16 protein-coding genes are annotated in these 14,994 nt (G+C 61.4%); 5 read left to right on the top strand and 11 right to left on the bottom strand.

Annotated elements, in window-relative coordinates; genetic code table 11:
• The 3 genes from lpdA (at position 1) to ACP5M5_RS01270 (ending at position 3,237) form a co-directional block, all read left to right on the top strand.
• Positions 1-1,392: a dihydrolipoyl dehydrogenase gene (lpdA, locus tag ACP5M5_RS01280; protein ID WP_427935011.1), complete on the top strand. Its 1,392-nt coding sequence runs from the start codon at positions 1-3 to the stop codon at positions 1,390-1,392.
• Positions 1,393-1,537: 145 nt separating this feature from the next.
• Positions 1,538-2,515 (top strand): 4-hydroxythreonine-4-phosphate dehydrogenase PdxA, encoded by a 978-nt coding sequence (pdxA, locus tag ACP5M5_RS01275; protein WP_427935122.1) that lies wholly within the window; start codon positions 1,538-1,540, stop codon positions 2,513-2,515.
• Positions 2,512-3,237, top strand: coding sequence for a pyridoxine 5'-phosphate synthase (locus ACP5M5_RS01270; RefSeq protein WP_427935010.1), 726 nt, complete (start codon positions 2,512-2,514; stop codon positions 3,235-3,237). Before pdxA ends, ACP5M5_RS01270 begins: the two co-directional genes overlap by 4 nt.
• 10 nt (positions 3,238-3,247) lie before the next feature.
• Here ACP5M5_RS01270 and ACP5M5_RS01265 read toward each other — a convergent pair whose 3' ends face one another.
• The 3 genes from ACP5M5_RS01265 to ACP5M5_RS01255 all read right to left on the bottom strand — a co-directional run bounded on the left by ACP5M5_RS01265 (position 3,248) and on the right by ACP5M5_RS01255 (position 6,629).
• A complete protein-coding gene (locus ACP5M5_RS01265; protein ID WP_427935009.1) occupies positions 3,248-4,213 on the bottom strand; it encodes a PEP-CTERM sorting domain-containing protein in 966 nt (321 codons plus the stop codon).
• A gap of 215 nt (positions 4,214-4,428) precedes the next feature.
• Positions 4,429-5,322: an RNA polymerase sigma factor RpoH gene (rpoH, locus tag ACP5M5_RS01260; RefSeq protein WP_114912123.1), complete on the bottom strand. Its 894-nt coding sequence runs from the start codon at positions 5,320-5,322 to the stop codon at positions 4,429-4,431.
• Between the two features lie 290 nt (positions 5,323-5,612).
• A complete protein-coding gene (locus ACP5M5_RS01255) occupies positions 5,613-6,629 on the bottom strand; it encodes an RluA family pseudouridine synthase (RefSeq protein ID WP_427935008.1) in 1,017 nt (338 codons plus the stop codon).
• 63 nt (positions 6,630-6,692) lie between these two features.
• On the opposite strand from ACP5M5_RS01255, the gene ACP5M5_RS01250 reads away from it, so the two are divergent.
• Positions 6,693-6,977, top strand: coding sequence for a hypothetical protein (locus tag ACP5M5_RS01250; RefSeq protein ID WP_427935006.1), 285 nt, complete (start codon positions 6,693-6,695; stop codon positions 6,975-6,977).
• Here ACP5M5_RS01250 and ACP5M5_RS01245 read toward each other — a convergent pair.
• Positions 6,967-7,512: a hypothetical protein gene (locus tag ACP5M5_RS01245; RefSeq protein ID WP_427935004.1), complete on the bottom strand. Its 546-nt coding sequence runs from the start codon at positions 7,510-7,512 to the stop codon at positions 6,967-6,969. The genes ACP5M5_RS01250 and ACP5M5_RS01245 overlap by 11 nt on opposite strands.
• Before the next feature lie 723 nt (positions 7,513-8,235).
• Between ACP5M5_RS01245 and ACP5M5_RS01240 the strand changes: the two genes are divergently transcribed.
• Positions 8,236-8,442 carry a hypothetical protein gene (locus ACP5M5_RS01240; RefSeq protein ID WP_427935003.1) on the top strand — a complete coding sequence of 69 codons (207 nt, stop codon included), beginning with the start codon at positions 8,236-8,238 and terminating at the stop codon, positions 8,440-8,442.
• A 10-nt stretch (positions 8,443-8,452) separates the two neighbouring features.
• On the opposite strand, the gene ACP5M5_RS01235 is transcribed toward ACP5M5_RS01240, so the two are convergent.
• Genes ACP5M5_RS01235 through ACP5M5_RS01205 form a run of 7 tightly spaced genes read right to left on the bottom strand, consistent with a single transcriptional unit; the run spans position 8,453 to position 14,990 of the window.
• Positions 8,453-9,544, bottom strand: a complete 1,092-nt coding sequence (locus ACP5M5_RS01235; RefSeq protein WP_427935001.1) for a hypothetical protein — start codon at positions 9,542-9,544, stop codon at positions 8,453-8,455.
• Positions 9,545-9,575: 31 nt separating this feature from the next.
• Positions 9,576-10,385 (bottom strand): putative hydro-lyase, encoded by an 810-nt coding sequence (locus ACP5M5_RS01230; protein ID WP_427935000.1) that lies wholly within the window; start codon positions 10,383-10,385, stop codon positions 9,576-9,578.
• 16 nt (positions 10,386-10,401) lie between these two features.
• The gene (locus ACP5M5_RS01225; RefSeq protein WP_427934999.1) at positions 10,402-11,118 is read right to left on the bottom strand and encodes an ABC transporter ATP-binding protein; all 717 of its coding nucleotides are present in this window, start codon (positions 11,116-11,118) and stop codon (positions 10,402-10,404) included.
• Complete coding sequence (locus ACP5M5_RS01220; protein ID WP_427934998.1) at positions 11,108-11,836, bottom strand: ABC transporter ATP-binding protein; 729 nt, start codon at positions 11,834-11,836, stop codon at positions 11,108-11,110. Before ACP5M5_RS01220 ends, ACP5M5_RS01225 begins: the two co-directional genes overlap by 11 nt.
• A complete protein-coding gene (locus ACP5M5_RS01215; protein ID WP_427934997.1) occupies positions 11,829-12,818 on the bottom strand; it encodes a branched-chain amino acid ABC transporter permease in 990 nt (329 codons plus the stop codon). Before ACP5M5_RS01215 ends, ACP5M5_RS01220 begins: the two co-directional genes overlap by 8 nt.
• Positions 12,819-12,829: 11 nt before the next feature.
• Positions 12,830-13,705, bottom strand: coding sequence for a branched-chain amino acid ABC transporter permease (locus ACP5M5_RS01210; RefSeq protein WP_427934996.1), 876 nt, complete (start codon positions 13,703-13,705; stop codon positions 12,830-12,832).
• Positions 13,706-13,730: 25 nt separating this feature from the next.
• Positions 13,731-14,990 (bottom strand): ABC transporter substrate-binding protein, encoded by a 1,260-nt coding sequence (locus tag ACP5M5_RS01205; RefSeq protein WP_427934995.1) that lies wholly within the window; start codon positions 14,988-14,990, stop codon positions 13,731-13,733.
• Between the last annotated feature and the right edge of the window lie 4 nt (positions 14,991-14,994).

The raw sequence follows: 14,994 nt of genomic DNA, 5'->3' as shown, positions 1-14,994 counted from the left end.
ATGAGCGAAACATTTGACGTCATCGTCATCGGCGCCGGCCCTGGCGGCTATGTCTGTGCCCTGCGCGCGGCACAGCTCGGGCTCAAGGTCGCCTGTGTCGAGAAGCGCGCGACCTTGGGCGGCACCTGCCTCAATATCGGCTGCATCCCTTCGAAAGCGTTGCTGCAATCATCCGAGAATTTTCATGCCGCCCAATCCGCGCTCGCTGATCATGGCGTGATGGTGAAGGGGATTACGCTCGATCTTTCGCGCATGCAGGCACGGAAAGAGGAGGTGGTGAGCGCCAATGTCAAAGGCGTTGAATTCCTCTTCAAGAAGAACAAAGTCACCTGGCTCAAGGGCGCGGCGCGGATCGCCCGCCCCGGCGTTGTCGCGGTGGACGGTGCGGAATACGCGGCCAAGCACATCGTCATCGCCACGGGTAGCGAAAGCGTGCCGCTCCCTGGCGTCGAGGTCGACGAGACGCGCATCGTCACCTCGACCGGCGGCTTGGCGTTGGATGCGGTTCCGAAGCACCTCGTCGTCATCGGTGGCGGTTATATCGGGCTCGAACTCGGCAGCGTCTGGCGGCGTCTCGGCGCCGAGGTGACGGTGATCGAATTCCTCGACCGGCTGGTGCCAACCATGGATGGCGAGATTTCCAAGGCGTTTGAGCGCATTCTCGCCAAACAAGGCATGAAATTCCGCCTCCAGACCAAGGTCACCGGCGCGCGGGTCGAGAAAAAAACCGTGATCTTGAGCCTCGAGCCCGCCAAGGGGGGCAAAGCCGAGGAGATCAGCGCCGATATCGTGCTGCTTGCGATCGGCCGCCGGCCTTATGTCGAGGGGCTTGGCCTTACGGAGATCGGCGTTGCGCGCGATGAGCGCGGGCGCATCAAGACCGATGAGCACTACGCGACCTCGGTTGCCGGCATTTACGCCATCGGCGATGTGATCGCTGGACCGATGCTCGCGCACAAGGCGGAGGAAGAAGGCGTCGCGCTCGCCGAAATCCTCGCCGGCCAGGCGGGACACGTCAATTACGGCGCCATTCCCGGTGTCGTCTATACCTGGCCCGAGGCGGCCTGCGTCGGCGCGACCGAGGAAAGCTTGCGCGAAGCGGGCACCGCGTATCGCGTCGGCAAATTTCCCTTCACCGCGAATGGTCGCGCCCGCGCCATGGGCGAGACCGAGGGGTTCGTCAAATTGCTCGCCGACGAAAAAACCGATCGCCTGCTCGGCGCCCATATCATCGGCCCCGATGCCGGCACCCTGATCGCCGAACTGGTCACCGCGATCGAGTTTGGCGCCAGCGCCGAAGATGTCGCGCGCACTTCGCACGCCCACCCAAGCCTGAGCGAAGCTGTCAAAGAGGCGGCGCTCGCGGTCGCCGGCCGCGCGCTGCATATCTGAATGGCCATGACCAAAAGGCCAGATCTTCTTTTTCTGAAGAAAAAGAAGCAAAAAGACTTTCTTCCCGGTTTCTCGGCGCGGGCAGTGCCGCAGGCACTGCCCAACGGATAAAAGTTTTTTGGTTCTTTTTTTCAAAAAAGAACAAATTCTTCCCCTAGCCCTCACCATGGGCGATCCGGCGGGGATTGGGCCGGAGATCACGCTCGGCGCCTGGCGTGTGCTCCATGCCGAGGGGCCGGCGTTCTTCGTCCTCGCTGATCCGGCGCTGTTTTCCGGCTCCGAGGTGCCAATCCGCGCGATCGCCGAACCCGAGGAGGCGCTTGCCGTTTTCGCCGATGCGCTGCCGATCCTTCCACTCGCACTCGCGGCCCCGGTGCGGCCCGGTAAGCCAGACCCCGCCAATGCGCCGAGCGTGATTGCGGCGATTGAGCGCGCGGTCGCGCTCACGCTGGCCGGGCGGGCGGCAGCATTGGTCACCAACCCGATCAGCAAATCGGTGCTGTATGCTGCCGGTTTTCCCCATCCCGGCCACACCGAGTTTCTTGCCGCCCTCACCGGGGCCACGACGCCGATCATGATGCTCGCCTCACCCATGCTGCGCGTCGTTCCGGTCACCGTGCATGTCGGCTTGCGTGCCGCGCTCGATGCGTTGAGCGTGGAAGCGATCGTGACTGCGGGACAGATCACCGCGGCCGCCTTGCGCGAGGATTTCGCCCTCCCCTCCCCCCGCCTGGCCGTCGCTGGCCTCAACCCGCATGCCGGGGAAGGCGGCGCGATGGGCGATGAGGAGGAAACGCTGATCGCGCCGGCGATCACGGCGCTCCGCGCCGCCGGGATCGACGCTTTCGGCCCGCTACCGCCCGATACCATGTTCACTGCCCGCGCCCGTGCCGGCTATGATGCGGCGCTCTGCATGTATCATGACCAGGCGTTGATCCCTTTGAAAACGCTGGACATGGATGGCGGCGTGAACGTGACGCTCGGGCTTTCGATCACCCGCACTTCGCCCGATCATGGCACGGCGTTCGATATCGCGGGACAGGGCCGCGCCGATCCCGCGAGTCTGATCGCGGCGATCCGCCTTGCCGCCACACTCAGGGCCAACCGGATGAGGAACCGATGACGACGCTCAGACTCGGGGTCAATATCGATCATGTCGCGACCGTTCGGAATGCGCGCGGCGGCGCCCATCCCGATCCAGTGGCGCTTGCCAAAGCGGCCCTTCGCGCCGGGGCGGATGGCATTACCGCGCATCTGCGCGAGGATCGGCGGCATATGCGGGATGCCGATATGGAGCGTCTGCGGGCCGAGATCGCCGCGCCCTTGAACATGGAAATGGCGGCGACGGCGGAGATGGTGGACATCGCCCGCCGGCTTCGCCCGCATGCCGTCTGCCTGGTGCCCGAGCGCCGGCAGGAAATCACCACCGAAGGCGGGCTCGACGTCGCGGGACATAGCGTGGCGCTTGCCCCGGTGGTCGCGGCGCTCGCGGAAGCGAGAATCCGGGTCTCGCTGTTCATCGATCCCGATCCGGAGCAGCTTCGCGCAGCGGCGGCGATCGGCGCGCCGGTGGTCGAGCTGCACACCGGCGCCTATGCCGAGGGCCACGCCGGCGAACTCGCGCGCCTACGCGACGCCGCGGCATTGACCGCCGAACTCGGCCTCGAATGCCATGCCGGGCACGGCCTGACTTACGAGAACGTCGCGCCGGTTGCCGCGTTGCCCGAAGTGCGTGAACTCAATATCGGCCATTTTCTGATCGGCCAGGCGATTTTCGATGGCATTGCCGCCGTGGTTACCGAGATGCGCGCGCGCATGGATCGCGCGCGCGCTGCCTCGGGCTAGCCGCGCCGGGTCAGGGCTGGCGGGCGCGGCGCCGTGCGCCGGCGAGACCGAACAGGCCGGCGGCGAGCAGACCGAGGCTCGCCGGTTCGGGGATATTGCCGGAATATTCCCCGGAAGCGAGCGTTGCCGGGCCATTGAAGGCGGTGAACGGCGAATTGGTACTCCCGGGCGGCGGGAAATCAGTGGCATTTAGTTGGTCGAGGGGGATTTCCGTTGGTGACATAAAATAGCCGTAACTCTGGAGATAAAGTGGCTGATCCTCGGTGTTGCTGATGGCGACATCGGCGCCGCCGGTCGACTCATCCAGGCCATCGACCTCAAGGAGGCCCTCGGCGGCGTTCCAGGCGATCGTCGTGTTCGGGCCGGCGACGAACGGCACCTCGAACCAGGAGCCGTAGAACGGCCCGCCGCTGGCAAAGCCGGCTTCGAGATAGATCACTAGGAATTCCGTTGCGTTGCCGGCGATCGGATGCGGCTGGATGAGGTCGATATTGGCGGCCGGCATGAGCACCGGGGATATCCCGCTACTGGAGGAATAGGTCCAGGTTTTGCTCACGACGCTGAGATTGTTCGGCGGATAGGGCGAGAGGATCGGCCCGTCATTGAGGCCGAAATGCATATGCGTGTCGGACTTGAGCGGGCTTCCGGAGTAGGTGACGGTGGTCTGGTTCGTAACCGGATTATAGGACGTCGTCACTGACGCATTGGCCGTCGATCCACCCGGCGCCAGATCTGCGCCGTTGGCAAACGGATCGGTGGCCGAATCCGCGGCGTTCTGGGTCGGGATCGGCGGCGCGCCGGCGAAGGTGATCTCGAAATCAGTGGGGTTGCCGGTGCTCGGCGACATATCGAATTCATTGAAGAATTCGAAAGGAAGAGCCTGCGCCGGACGGGCGCCGAGGACGCTGCCGGCGAGTACGAAAGCGGTCGCGAGAGCGGTGCTGGCGAGCGGCGAAAAGCGGGTGCGGCGCGGCATGTGTTCCTCCACGGCATAAAAGATGAAGACGGCGGTGGGGCGGATGCGGCACGGCGGCGTTCGTTAACGAATATCAATTTATCAAAAACGCATGAATGATGCAATATCGAAATTATATGAGTGTCACTGACCTTTTCGTTTCGCAGCACTGGTATTGTCCAAAAAAAGACGGCCCCGCAGGGCCGCCCGATCGAACACGAGGTTACTCGACACTATCAAGCGTGGCCTTCCGGTGGCATGCCACGGCGTTTGGCGATTTCCGCCTTCATCGCCTTTTGCAGTTTCTCGAAGGCGCGCACCTCGATCTGGCGCACCCGTTCGCGCGAGATATTGTATTGCTGCGAGAGATCCTCGAGCGTCGTCGGATTGTCACGCAGCCGCCGCTCGATGAGGATGTGACGTTCGCGGTCATTGAGGGTTTTGAGCGCCGCGCCGAGCAGCGCCTTGCGGCCCGAGACCTCCTCCTGCTCGGCGATGACGGTTTCCTGGTTCTCACTGTCATCGACCAGCCAATCTTGCCATTCACCCTCGCTATCGCTGCGGAGAGGCGCATTCAGGCTGTGGTCGGGCGCCGTCAGGCGGCGGTTCATGTTGACCACATCCTGCTCCGGCACATCGAGCGCATGGGCGATCTTGGCGACCTGCTCGGGCTGGAGATCGCCGTCCTCGATCGCCTGCATCTGGCCTTTGAGCCGGCGGAGATTGAAAAACAACTTCTTCTGCGCCGCCGTCGTGCCCATTTTGACCAGTGACCAGCTATGCAGGATGTATTCCTGGATGGCCGCGCGGATCCACCACATCGCATAGGTCGCGAGGCGGAAGCCGCGATCGGGGTCGAAGCGCTTGACCGCCTGCATCATGCCGACATTGCCCTCGCTGATCAGCTCGCCCATCGGCAAGCCATAGCCGCGATAGCCCATGGCGATCTTGGCGACGAGGCGAAGATGCGAAGTCACCAGCTTATGCGCGGCTTCGGTGTCTCCCTGGTCGCGCCAGCGATGCGCGAGCTCCAGCTCTTCTTCCGCGGAAAGCATCGGGAATTTGCGGATCTCCTGGAGATACCGCGAAAGATTGCCCTCGGGGGCAAGATTAGCGACGGCAGAGGCCATGGCGATAGGCTCCTTTCGTCCGGGCGGGAGCGGTTGCAAGGAACGGCACCCAACGCCCGACATATTAGCGTGATGCGATCTGATGCGTCTTGATCTGTCGCAATTTCCGGCCGGTTATGTCGCCGGGTGAGGAAAACCCGGCTCCATCCCGCTCTGAGGTCCGGCGGGGTATCAGGCCGGACGGAAGACTCAGATCAACCGGGACGCGAGAAGAGGGGCGCATTCGTTGCCGAATCTCATACTGGACCAAAGCGGTCCGGTCAAGGAAAACCCGACATGATGAATAGGAATTAAGAATTCCGCGGCCCTGCCAGTAATCCGAGGAGGGCCTGGAAATCGGCCGGCGGCGGGGCTGAAAACGCCAGTTTGGCGCCGCTTCTCGGGTGGATGAAGCCAAGCTCGGCGGCGTGCAGCGCTTGCCGGGGGAAATCGAGCAGGCGCGCCTTGATCGCCGCCGGCACGGCTTTTGCCGCAGCGGGCATGCGGCGGAGATAGAGCGGATCGCCGATCAGCGGGTGGCCGTTGGCCGAAAGATGCACCCTGATCTGATGTGTCCGTCCCGTCGCCAAGCGACATTCGAGCAGCGAGACGGCACCGAACCAACTCTCCCTGAGGCGATAATGGGTGAGCGCCGGCTTGCCACCGGAAGCCCGCACCGCCATGCGCTTGCGATCGCGCGGGTCGCGCCCGATCGCGCCCTCGATACTGCCGGCGGCCGGGCTGGGAAGGCCCCAGGCGAGCGCGAGATAGGTGCGTTCCAGCCTGCGTGTTGCGAAAATTTCCCCGAGTCGCGCCATCATCCACGCGGTCTTCGCGACCACCATCACGCCGGATGTATTCTTGTCGAGGCGATGGACGATCCCGGGCCGCTTTTCGTCGCCGATGCCGGCGAAATCGTCGCCGCAATGGGCGAGGAGGGCGTTGACCAGGGTGCCGTCGCGATTTCCCGGCGCCGGGTGAACGACCAAACCCGCCGGCTTGTCGAGAACCAGCAAATCCTCGTCTTCGAACAGGACCGGGAAAGCAATCGCCTGCGCCGCCGGCCGTGCCGCGGCGGCCGGTGGTGGGGCAAGGGTGTAGCGCTCGCCGGCGCGGACCGGTGCGGCGGCATCGGTGAACACGGCACCGCCGCGGCGCGCCGCGCCCGCCGCGATCAGCGCCTGAATGCGCGCGCGCGAGAGCGCCGGGAACGACGCGGCGAGAAACCGATCGACGCGCTGCCCGGCGGCGTCGGGCGGGGCGAGGATGGTCAAGGATTCGGTCTCGGTCTCGCCCTCGGCAGCGGGCTGGGGTAAGGACGGCGGCATGACACAGAGCATAGCCGGTTCGGGCGCGCGCGCGCAGGTGCCCATGGCGCATAGGCGGCAATCATGCGGACACTAAAGGCGATCACCATCATCATGGCGGTCCTGATCATCGTCGGGACGGCGACGCTCGCGGTGCTGATCGCGAAACGGCTGGCTGGCCCGCCGAGCATGACCGGGGCGGAGGTCGCGATCCGGCTCGACGAGCCGCCGGCGAGCGAAATCGCCGCGATTGCGAGCGAGGGGCCCGATCAGTTGGCCCTCCTCCTTCATGGTGGCGGGCCGGACCGGGTGGTCGTGGTCGATCTCGCGCATGCGCGGGTGCGCGCGAGGATCGGCGTCAACCGCTGAGCGTTTCCGCCGCGCGCGGCGCTGCACAGGGCTGATCGAAAAAATTCGCCGTCGCCGAGGCGCGCCCGACGATAGCGCGCAAGGCCGGGTTATCGGCGCTGTTTTCGTCGGTCAGCGCTTCCATCGGCACGAAATATTCGTGCGGATGGGGGATCTGGCTCGCGGCAAATCCCTGATAATGCCGATTTTTCAACCCGTAGAGGACGCGCAGATCGCGCACCGGCAGAACCAGCGGGGTCACCGGCTCGCGGCGGAGCAGCCCGATCGCCTGCCAGCGCGGCGTTTCCTCGTTGCTGCTGACCGGGGCGAGCAGCCATGGCACCGGACACACGGCAAGCAGCGATTGCGTGCTCGGGGCGAAGCGCGAGCGTTTGTCGAGCAGGTTTTGCAGCGATCCGCAGGCCTCGATGGCGAAAATATCCACATAAGGCTCCACAGACGTGCCGCCGAAATTGAGCCATAGCCCATCGGGCAGGGTTCGCAGCCGATCGCTCCCAGGGAATTTCAGGAATGGGTTACAAGTTCCGGTTTTCACGTCAGGTCTGCCGCGCAGCCAGGTGTCTGCCCCTTGTGCGCGCGGCGCCAGCCCCGGCGGCCGCTGCGGCCATTTCTGCAAACGCGCCCGAACCAGCGCATCAAGTGAACGATACTCGTGCATTAAAATCTTCTCCCCCACCAGAGCACTGCCAGAGATTGCTAAGAAAGCAGCTTATATCGCCAAAAAGGAGAAGTTAAAAGGACTAATTTAACCACAGGTAGTTAATACATGCGATTCACTCGTCATGGTGAAGCTGAGTTGTGGCCGGCGGTGACAATCTGAGCGTGAATTAAGAAAGATATTGTTGACGTTGCTCGGCGTGAGTGCGGCTTTCCTTCGAGGGGAACGCGAGTCTTTGGAATCTGTTGACAGGCTTTCTTCAGATTACTTACTAACACCCTGTGGATAATTTTATCCACAGGGTGTTATGCGAAAAACACGCGCCTGATTTGCTAATTTTGCATTTACGCAGAGTCGCGCCCCTGCGTGAACGTGACGCCCGACAGGACGCAAAGGACGCGAACGGCCCGGCTCAGCGCCGGCCCCCAAGGGAGCTTATAAAGCGGGCTTATAAAAAGCTTGTCTCGATCGTCGGGGATTGCGTTTTCTACAACACCGCGCAGGGATAGGCGTCGCCAGTTTGATTCGACGGAATCTCAAGTTTAACGTGAGGTAACTATCGATAGTGGCCAAGCTGTTCGCAGTGAGGGGATAAGCACCATGGCGATTGGGAATGCCGTGCAGCGTGGGACAATTGTGCAAGTCTATGACGAGAAAAACCGTCCGATATTTATCTTACCGGCGGGCTCCGGTGCGAACGATGGTCTAAGGGGCTATACCGGTTCAACAATCAATATCAAACGTGGACCTTATATTTACACCTATGACGCAAAAGGGCGGCAGATTGGCATGACCGCCGCCCGCTGATCTCGGCAAGTCATTCTTCTTGCGTTTTAACAGATTGTTGTTGTTTCAGCTCGAGTAAAGCCCTGAGTCCTGGCAAGGACGCGATTGAATCTGTTGTTATCTGAAAATTTTGATTGGTGATTTTCTTCAGTATAATGTAAAAAATAAATAGAATAATTATTGGAAACACAAGTGTCTGAAGTATAAATATTTGGAACAAGGCGATCAGATATTTTGCGGAATTTGGTAGGTTAGGCGCTACTGATGCCGTTAAATTATAATAATATTTTGCTTCTTGTTGTATATCAGAATATACTTGTACTATACCAGAATATTTCTCCGTTATATAGTAATAAAATCCAGAATTTTCTTGTTTTTTATTATCCTTAGAGTCATTTTTTATGTTTTTTGAATCAATTTTATTGTTATTCTGACTGCTATAACTACCTTCTTCTGAATTTTTTTCTTGATAATCATTATTTTCTGCCGATTTCGCGATCTCTCTAAGAGCAGTAAATGAGTCACCGTAATTTTTGGTAAGGAAGTGCTCAGTTAGTAAATCTCCTGCCCACCCAGAGACTGGAATCGCAAAGCGCAAAAAAATTGCTAGGAAAATCATAAAACGTCCAAGCGTTAAACTACGGCCAAAAGAAATAGAAATTTGATGAAAGTACGAACCTATTATAAAAAATACACAACCTAACGGCAAGATAATTGTTAGAGCTAAGGCCCGAGAAACTTGAATCAAAAGACGTTGTGCAGAAATTGATGTAATACTTATCAACATAACATCTGATAATTGTTCTACCAACTCTTCAATTGGCTGAAGAGTTTTAAAAGGATGGATTTCTGCGTTAAGAAGTGGTAGTGATATTTTTACATCGCCAGATTCTAATTCTGATATCACAGAATTGAATATTCTTAAAATAACAAACGTGCTAATCGCCTTTTCATTAGAATTATCTAAATATAAAACAGCTCGATTTTCCATATATGAAAGAGGAAAATGCCCCACCAAACCTTCAAGAGTGCCAGAGAGACCCAAAATGGCCACTATAATGAGAATGAATTCGTGAGATTTGGCTAACTTGAAAAGTTTTTTTCGAATATCTGGCTTTTCCATCCCCCTACCTCCCTTGTTTAAGATGCCTAATTCACAACACCGCGCAGCGGTGATCCGGCAGATCGAGCACCAGCATCCGGCCGGGCTGGTGGGTGATCGCGAAAGGCGGCCGCATCGCCGCGATCACCGCTTGCGGCGTAACCCCACAAGCCCAAAACACCGGCACTTCATCGGCCATCACCGCGACCGGTGCGCCATAATCCGGCCGGGCGAGATCCTCGATCCCGATCATCTGCGGGAGACCAAGATGCACGGGAGCGCCATGCACGAAGGGAAAGCGCGAGGTGATCTGCACCGCGCGGATTGCGTCCGCCGGGCGGAAGGGTCGCATGGAGACCACCATCTTGCCCTGGAACGGCCCGGCGGGGACGCAATCGATATTGGTGCGATACATCGGCACCTCGGTTCCCGCCGCGGCGTGGCGGAGCGTCATCCCCTCGGCAAGCAGGGCCGCCTCGAACGTGTAAGAACAGCCGATTGCGAAGGCGACGAGGTCATCGCGCCAGACCTCGCGCACCTCCGCCGGTTCGGCGATGAGTTCGCCGTCCCGCCAGACGCGATAGCCGGGAAGATCGGTGCGCAAATCGAGATCCTCGGCAAGGCCAGGCAAATCCACCGCCCCCGGCTCCGAAACCCCGAGCAGCGGGCAGGGTTTCGGGTTGCGCTGGCAGAACCGCAGAAAATCGTTCGCGAGGTCGGCGGGAAGAACCACGAGATTGGCCTGGGCAAAGCCAAGCGCGAGCCCCGCGGTCGCACCTGAGAATCCAGCCCGGCACGCGAGACGTGCCTCCCGCCCGGTTTTGAGCGTGGCGCGATCGCTGCGATCGGTTGCGAAATCCATGGCCAGTCCCTCCTGATTACATGCCGAGATAGGCGCGCCGCACCTCCGCATTGCCGGCAATCTCGGCGGCGGCGCCCGCGAGAACGATGCGGCCAGTCTGCATGACATAGGCGCGATCAGCGATCGCCAGCGTCTCGACAAGACGCTGTTCGACGATCAGGATGGTGACGCCGCTGGCCCTGATCCGCGCAATCGCCGCGAAAATATCATCGACGAGGCGCGGCATGATGCCTTGGGAGGGCTCATCGAGCATCAGAAGGCGCGGCGCCGTCATCAAGGCACGCCCAATCGCGAGCATCTGCTGCTCGCCGCCCGAGAGCGTCTCGGCGCGCTGACGAAGCCGCTCGCGCAGACGCGGGAAAAGCGCGAAGACGAGATCGAGCGGGCGAAAACGCTCCGGCCCGCGCCGCGCATAGGCGCCGAGGCGGAGATTGTCCTCGACCGCAAGGCGCGGAAAGAGCCGCCTCCCTTCGGGCACCAGCGCGACGCCAAGCCGGCTGATCCGATGCGGCGCCAAGCGTGCGATCGGCCGGCCATCGAACAGGATCTCCCCCGCGGTTGCGACCTGGCCGGCGATGGCGCGAAGCAGCGTGCTTTTCCCGGCGCCGTTGGCCCCGACCACGGCGACGATCTCGCCCGGCGCGATCGCGAGATCGACGCCATGCAGCGCGGCAAGGCCACGATAATGCGCGGACAAGTGGCGGGCTTCGAGTAAGAGCCGCTCATCCGCCATAGCGGTCTCCGAGATAGGCGCGGATCACCTCCGGATGGCGGACGATCTCGGCCGGCGCCCCTTCGAGCAATTTTCGCCCGAGATTGAGGACCACCGCGCGATCGATCAGCGGCAGCAACACCTCCATCACATGCTCGACCATGATGATGGTGATGCCTTGCGCGCGGATATCGCGCACCAGCCGCATGCCGGCCTGCGCCTCGGTCGGCGTGAGGCCGGTGAGCATTTCATCGAGCAGCAAAAGCCGTGGCCGGGTTGCCAGCGCGCGGGCGATCTCGAGGCGGCGCTTCTCCGGCGGCGAGAGGCTATGCGCGGGCACATCACGCCGCGCAGTAAGGCCACAAAATTCGATCACCTCCCCTGCCCTCGCCATCGCCGCAGCACTTCTGCGCGCACGCAGGAACGCGCCGACCATGACGTTTTCCAGAACGGTCATCGAATCGAAGCTGCGTACCACCTGAAACGTCCGCCCTATCCCAAGCCGAGCGCAGGCAACCGCGCCGATGCCGGCGATCTCCTGTCCCGCGAACCTGATTGCGCCACGATCGGGGGCGATCTCACCGGCGATGATGTTGAACAGGCTACTTTTGCCGGCGCCGTTCGGGCCGATGAGGCCGAGAATTTCGCCAGCCGCGACAGCGAAGCCGATATCGACATTGGCGGCGACGCTGCCAAAGGATTTGCTGATGCCACGGACTTCGAGGAGCGGCTCACCCATGCCCGGTTGCGCCCCGCGACGCGCGGATGTGGAAGAAACTAACCAGCCCCTCCGGGCGGGCGAGCGCCAACGCCATGATCAGCGCGCCATAGACCATGAGATCGATGCCGCCGGCGGCACTCCCGAGCCAGGCGACAGAAAGCTGCTGCACCGGGATCAGCACCGCAGCACCCAGAAGCGGCCCCCAGAGCGTGCCGATGCCGCCGACCACGGCGGGCAGCGCGATCAGCACCGAAAGCGAGAGATCGAGCGTGCTGTCAGGATCGATGAAGCCAATATATTGCGCATAGAGCGCGCCGCCGATGCCGGTCGCCGCCCCGCTAATCGCCGCCGCGGCAAGCTTGCTCGGATAGATGCTGACGCCGAGGCTGCGCGCCGCCGCGACATCATCCTTCACCGCGCGCCAGAAAAACCCCCAGCGCGAACCCTCGATCAGCCAGGCGACAAACCAGATCAGCGCGGCGTAGGCGAGCATGACATAATGAAATGGCAGGATCGCAGTGCGGAAGGCAAGGTTGGCCCAGCTTTCGCCGTGAAAGGGAATGGTGATCCCTTGCGCGGCATTGATGAAATCCCAATTCGCCGCGAGCAATGCCGCCATCATGCCGATGACCAGGGTCGCGATCGCGTAGTAATGGCCGCTCAAGCGAAAACACGGCAGGCCGACCAGAAAGGCGGCGAACCCGGCAAGGCCGCCTCCCGCGAACATGCCAAGGAGCGGCGAAATCCCGAGCCGGGTGAAAAGCAGCGTCGAGGTATAGGCGCCGATCCCGAAATAAAGCGCATGGCCGAGGGAAATTTGCCCGCAATAGCCGCCGAGGATGTTCCATGCCTGCGAAAGACCGGCATAAAGCAGGGTCAGCACGATCAGCCCGCGCAGATAAGCATTGCCAACACCAAACGGCAGCGCGGCCAGCACGACGAGGACAACGATGCCGAGCCAAAGCTCGCGCCGACGCCGCGCCACGAGCGTTCCCCTCACCGCGCCCGCCATCAGAGGCGCCCGAACAGGCCGCGTGGCCGGATCATCAGAACCGCGAGATAGATCACGAAAATCCCGATTTGCTTTAAGGCGGGATCGATGAAAAGCGCGGTGAGCGCTTCGGTGAGCCCGATGATCAGGCCGGCAACCAGGGCCCCGAACATCGAGCCGAAGCCGCCGAGTGCGACGGTAATATAGGCGATGAGCGCGAAATTGGTGCCGACATCAGGGGCGATATAATAGAAGTTCGCCAGCATGACACCGGCGATGCCGACGCTCGCCGTCCCAATCCCCCAGCCGATTCCAAACACCCGGTCGCGATCGATACCGATCAGCGCGACCGCTTCATGATCCTCACGCGTCGCCTCCAGCGCCCGGCCGAATTCGGTGCGCGACAGCAAAGCGAGGGCAAGAAAGACCAGGAGTGCTACGATCCCGCTCACCACCAGCGGCAGCGGCAGGATGATCCCGTTCAACGCAAATGTCCGGCCGCCGAGAAGAGTTTTATTGATGCTTTGAAAATCACTGCCGAACAGAAACTCCGCGGCACCGACGAGAAAGATCGAAAGCCCGAAGGTCACGAAAATCTGCACCATGCCGGCATTGACCCGGACCGCAAGAGTGCGCGCGATCAGGCCGCGATAAATCGCAACCCCGGCGATGAACAACAGCAAGGCGACCAATGGCAGTTGCAAAAGAGGGTCGAGGCCGGTCGCGCGATGGATGAGCAAGGTTGCATACATCGCGACCATGAGCAGGGCGCCATGGGCGAAATTGACCACGTCCATCAGGCCGAAGATCAGCGTGAGCCCGGCGGCAACGACGGCGTAGACCAGCCCCATCAGCAGGCCGCCAATCGCCACCTGAGCGATGAGGGCGGCACTCATGGCGCGGTAAGCCGGAGCACGCGCGTCACCGCGCGATATGCCAGATCGGCGGCGCGGTCGCGATCTCGAACGGAAACACCGCCCGCCACTCGCCTTTTTGTTGCTGCAAAATCACCGGATTGCTTTTGATGTTTTGCCCGGTTGCATCGAACTTGACTCCCGCCCACGGCATAATCGTTTGGTCGCCTGGGATGTCGGTCGCGCGCAGCGCCTCGCGCAACGCCATGTTATTGGTCGATTTCGCGCGGTTGAGCGCATCGGCGAGAACCTGCAGCGCGGTCAGTTCGCGCGCCGTCAGATCATTGAGATCCTTGTTCGCGCCGCTCGCTTTGAAAAGCGCGTTGACCGCCGGAATCGCCGGGCGTTGCGTCACGGCATCGATCGCGAACGCCGAACGGCTCATCACGCCCTCGGCCAGCGGGCCGACCGCGGCGATGAAGGCGGGATCAATGAAACCGGCATCCTGGGCCATGATCGCGCGCGGCGTGTAGCCGACATCATGCATCGCGCGGACGAGCAGGATCGCATCGCTGGTGTAAGACGACGGCATCAAAACATCGGCATCGGCGGCGCGCAGCCGCTCGGCTTCGACCGAGAGGGAGGGGATGTTGGCCTGATAGGAAATATTGGCGAGCACCTTGATCCCGGCGGCCTCGGCCATGCTCACCTGGAGCTTCGCGCTGTCGCTCCCGAACACCGAGTTTTCGTGAATGATCGCAACAGTTTTCGCCTTCTCGCCGGTCTTTTCGCCGAACGCCGCGAAACAGTCGAACATCGCCTTGGTGAAATCGATATCGGTCGGCGAGGGGCGAAAAAACCAGTCCAGCCCTTGCTTGTTAAGGCTTGGCGAAGAATTATCGGCGGAGATATAGGGAATTTGATAGCGGTTGCAGATCTGGCTGATGGTGACCGCGGTCGCACTGGTGTAGCTGCCGATCACCGCGACCACGTGGTCTTCGGTGATGAAGCGTTCGGCGGCGCTGCGGGCGATTTGCGGGTTGTTCTGGCTGTCGGCGAAAAGCAACTTGACCTTGGCGCCGCCGAGCCCGGCAAGTCCGCCGCCTTTCCCGAGCAGCATCGGAATATCGTGATCGCCGTTGATGATAGCGGCCATGGTTTCAAGGGCGTGCTTGGCGTCCTGGCCGATCGCCGCGGCATTGCCGCTCAGGGGAAAGACAGCGCCGATCGTGATCTCGTCCGCCGCCCGCACGGCGCGCGCAAATCCGGCGCCGAGCCCGATCGCCGCGGTTCCCGCGAATAAATGTCGTCGTGTGACGCCGGTCATCTCG

It is taken from the genome of Acidibrevibacterium sp. (genome assembly GCF_049965395.1).
GTDB classification, from domain to species: Bacteria; Pseudomonadota; Alphaproteobacteria; order Acetobacterales; family Acetobacteraceae; genus Acidibrevibacterium; species Acidibrevibacterium fodinaquatile.
The sequence above is the reverse complement of the archived record's forward strand: the minus strand, read 5'-3'. Positions and strand labels throughout refer to the sequence as shown.

Excerpts from the sequence above, each read along its gene's own strand:
- lpdA (WP_427935011.1), top strand. The coding sequence starts at position 1 with ATGAGCGAAACATTTGACGTCATCGTCATCGGCGCCGGCCCTGGCGGC.
- ACP5M5_RS01270 (WP_427935010.1), top strand. The coding sequence starts at position 2,512 with ATGACGACGCTCAGACTCGGGGTCAATATCGATCATGTCGCGACCGTT.
- ACP5M5_RS01265 (WP_427935009.1), bottom strand. The coding sequence starts at position 4,213 with ATGCCGCGCCGCACCCGCTTTTCGCCGCTCGCCAGCACCGCTCTCGCG.
- rpoH (WP_114912123.1), bottom strand. The coding sequence starts at position 5,322 with ATGGCCTCTGCCGTCGCTAATCTTGCCCCCGAGGGCAATCTTTCGCGG.
- ACP5M5_RS01255 (WP_427935008.1), bottom strand. The coding sequence starts at position 6,629 with ATGCCGCCGTCCTTACCCCAGCCCGCTGCCGAGGGCGAGACCGAGACC.
- ACP5M5_RS01250 (WP_427935006.1), top strand. The coding sequence starts at position 6,693 with ATGCGGACACTAAAGGCGATCACCATCATCATGGCGGTCCTGATCATC.
- ACP5M5_RS01240 (WP_427935003.1), top strand. The coding sequence starts at position 8,236 with ATGGCGATTGGGAATGCCGTGCAGCGTGGGACAATTGTGCAAGTCTAT.
- ACP5M5_RS01235 (WP_427935001.1), bottom strand. The coding sequence starts at position 9,544 with ATGGAAAAGCCAGATATTCGAAAAAAACTTTTCAAGTTAGCCAAATCT.
- ACP5M5_RS01230 (WP_427935000.1), bottom strand. The coding sequence starts at position 10,385 with ATGGATTTCGCAACCGATCGCAGCGATCGCGCCACGCTCAAAACCGGG.
- ACP5M5_RS01225 (WP_427934999.1), bottom strand. The coding sequence starts at position 11,118 with ATGGCGGATGAGCGGCTCTTACTCGAAGCCCGCCACTTGTCCGCGCAT.
- ACP5M5_RS01220 (WP_427934998.1), bottom strand. The coding sequence starts at position 11,836 with ATGGGTGAGCCGCTCCTCGAAGTCCGTGGCATCAGCAAATCCTTTGGC.
- ACP5M5_RS01210 (WP_427934996.1), bottom strand. The coding sequence starts at position 13,705 with ATGAGTGCCGCCCTCATCGCTCAGGTGGCGATTGGCGGCCTGCTGATG.
- ACP5M5_RS01205 (WP_427934995.1), bottom strand. The coding sequence starts at position 14,990 with ATGACCGGCGTCACACGACGACATTTATTCGCGGGAACCGCGGCGATC.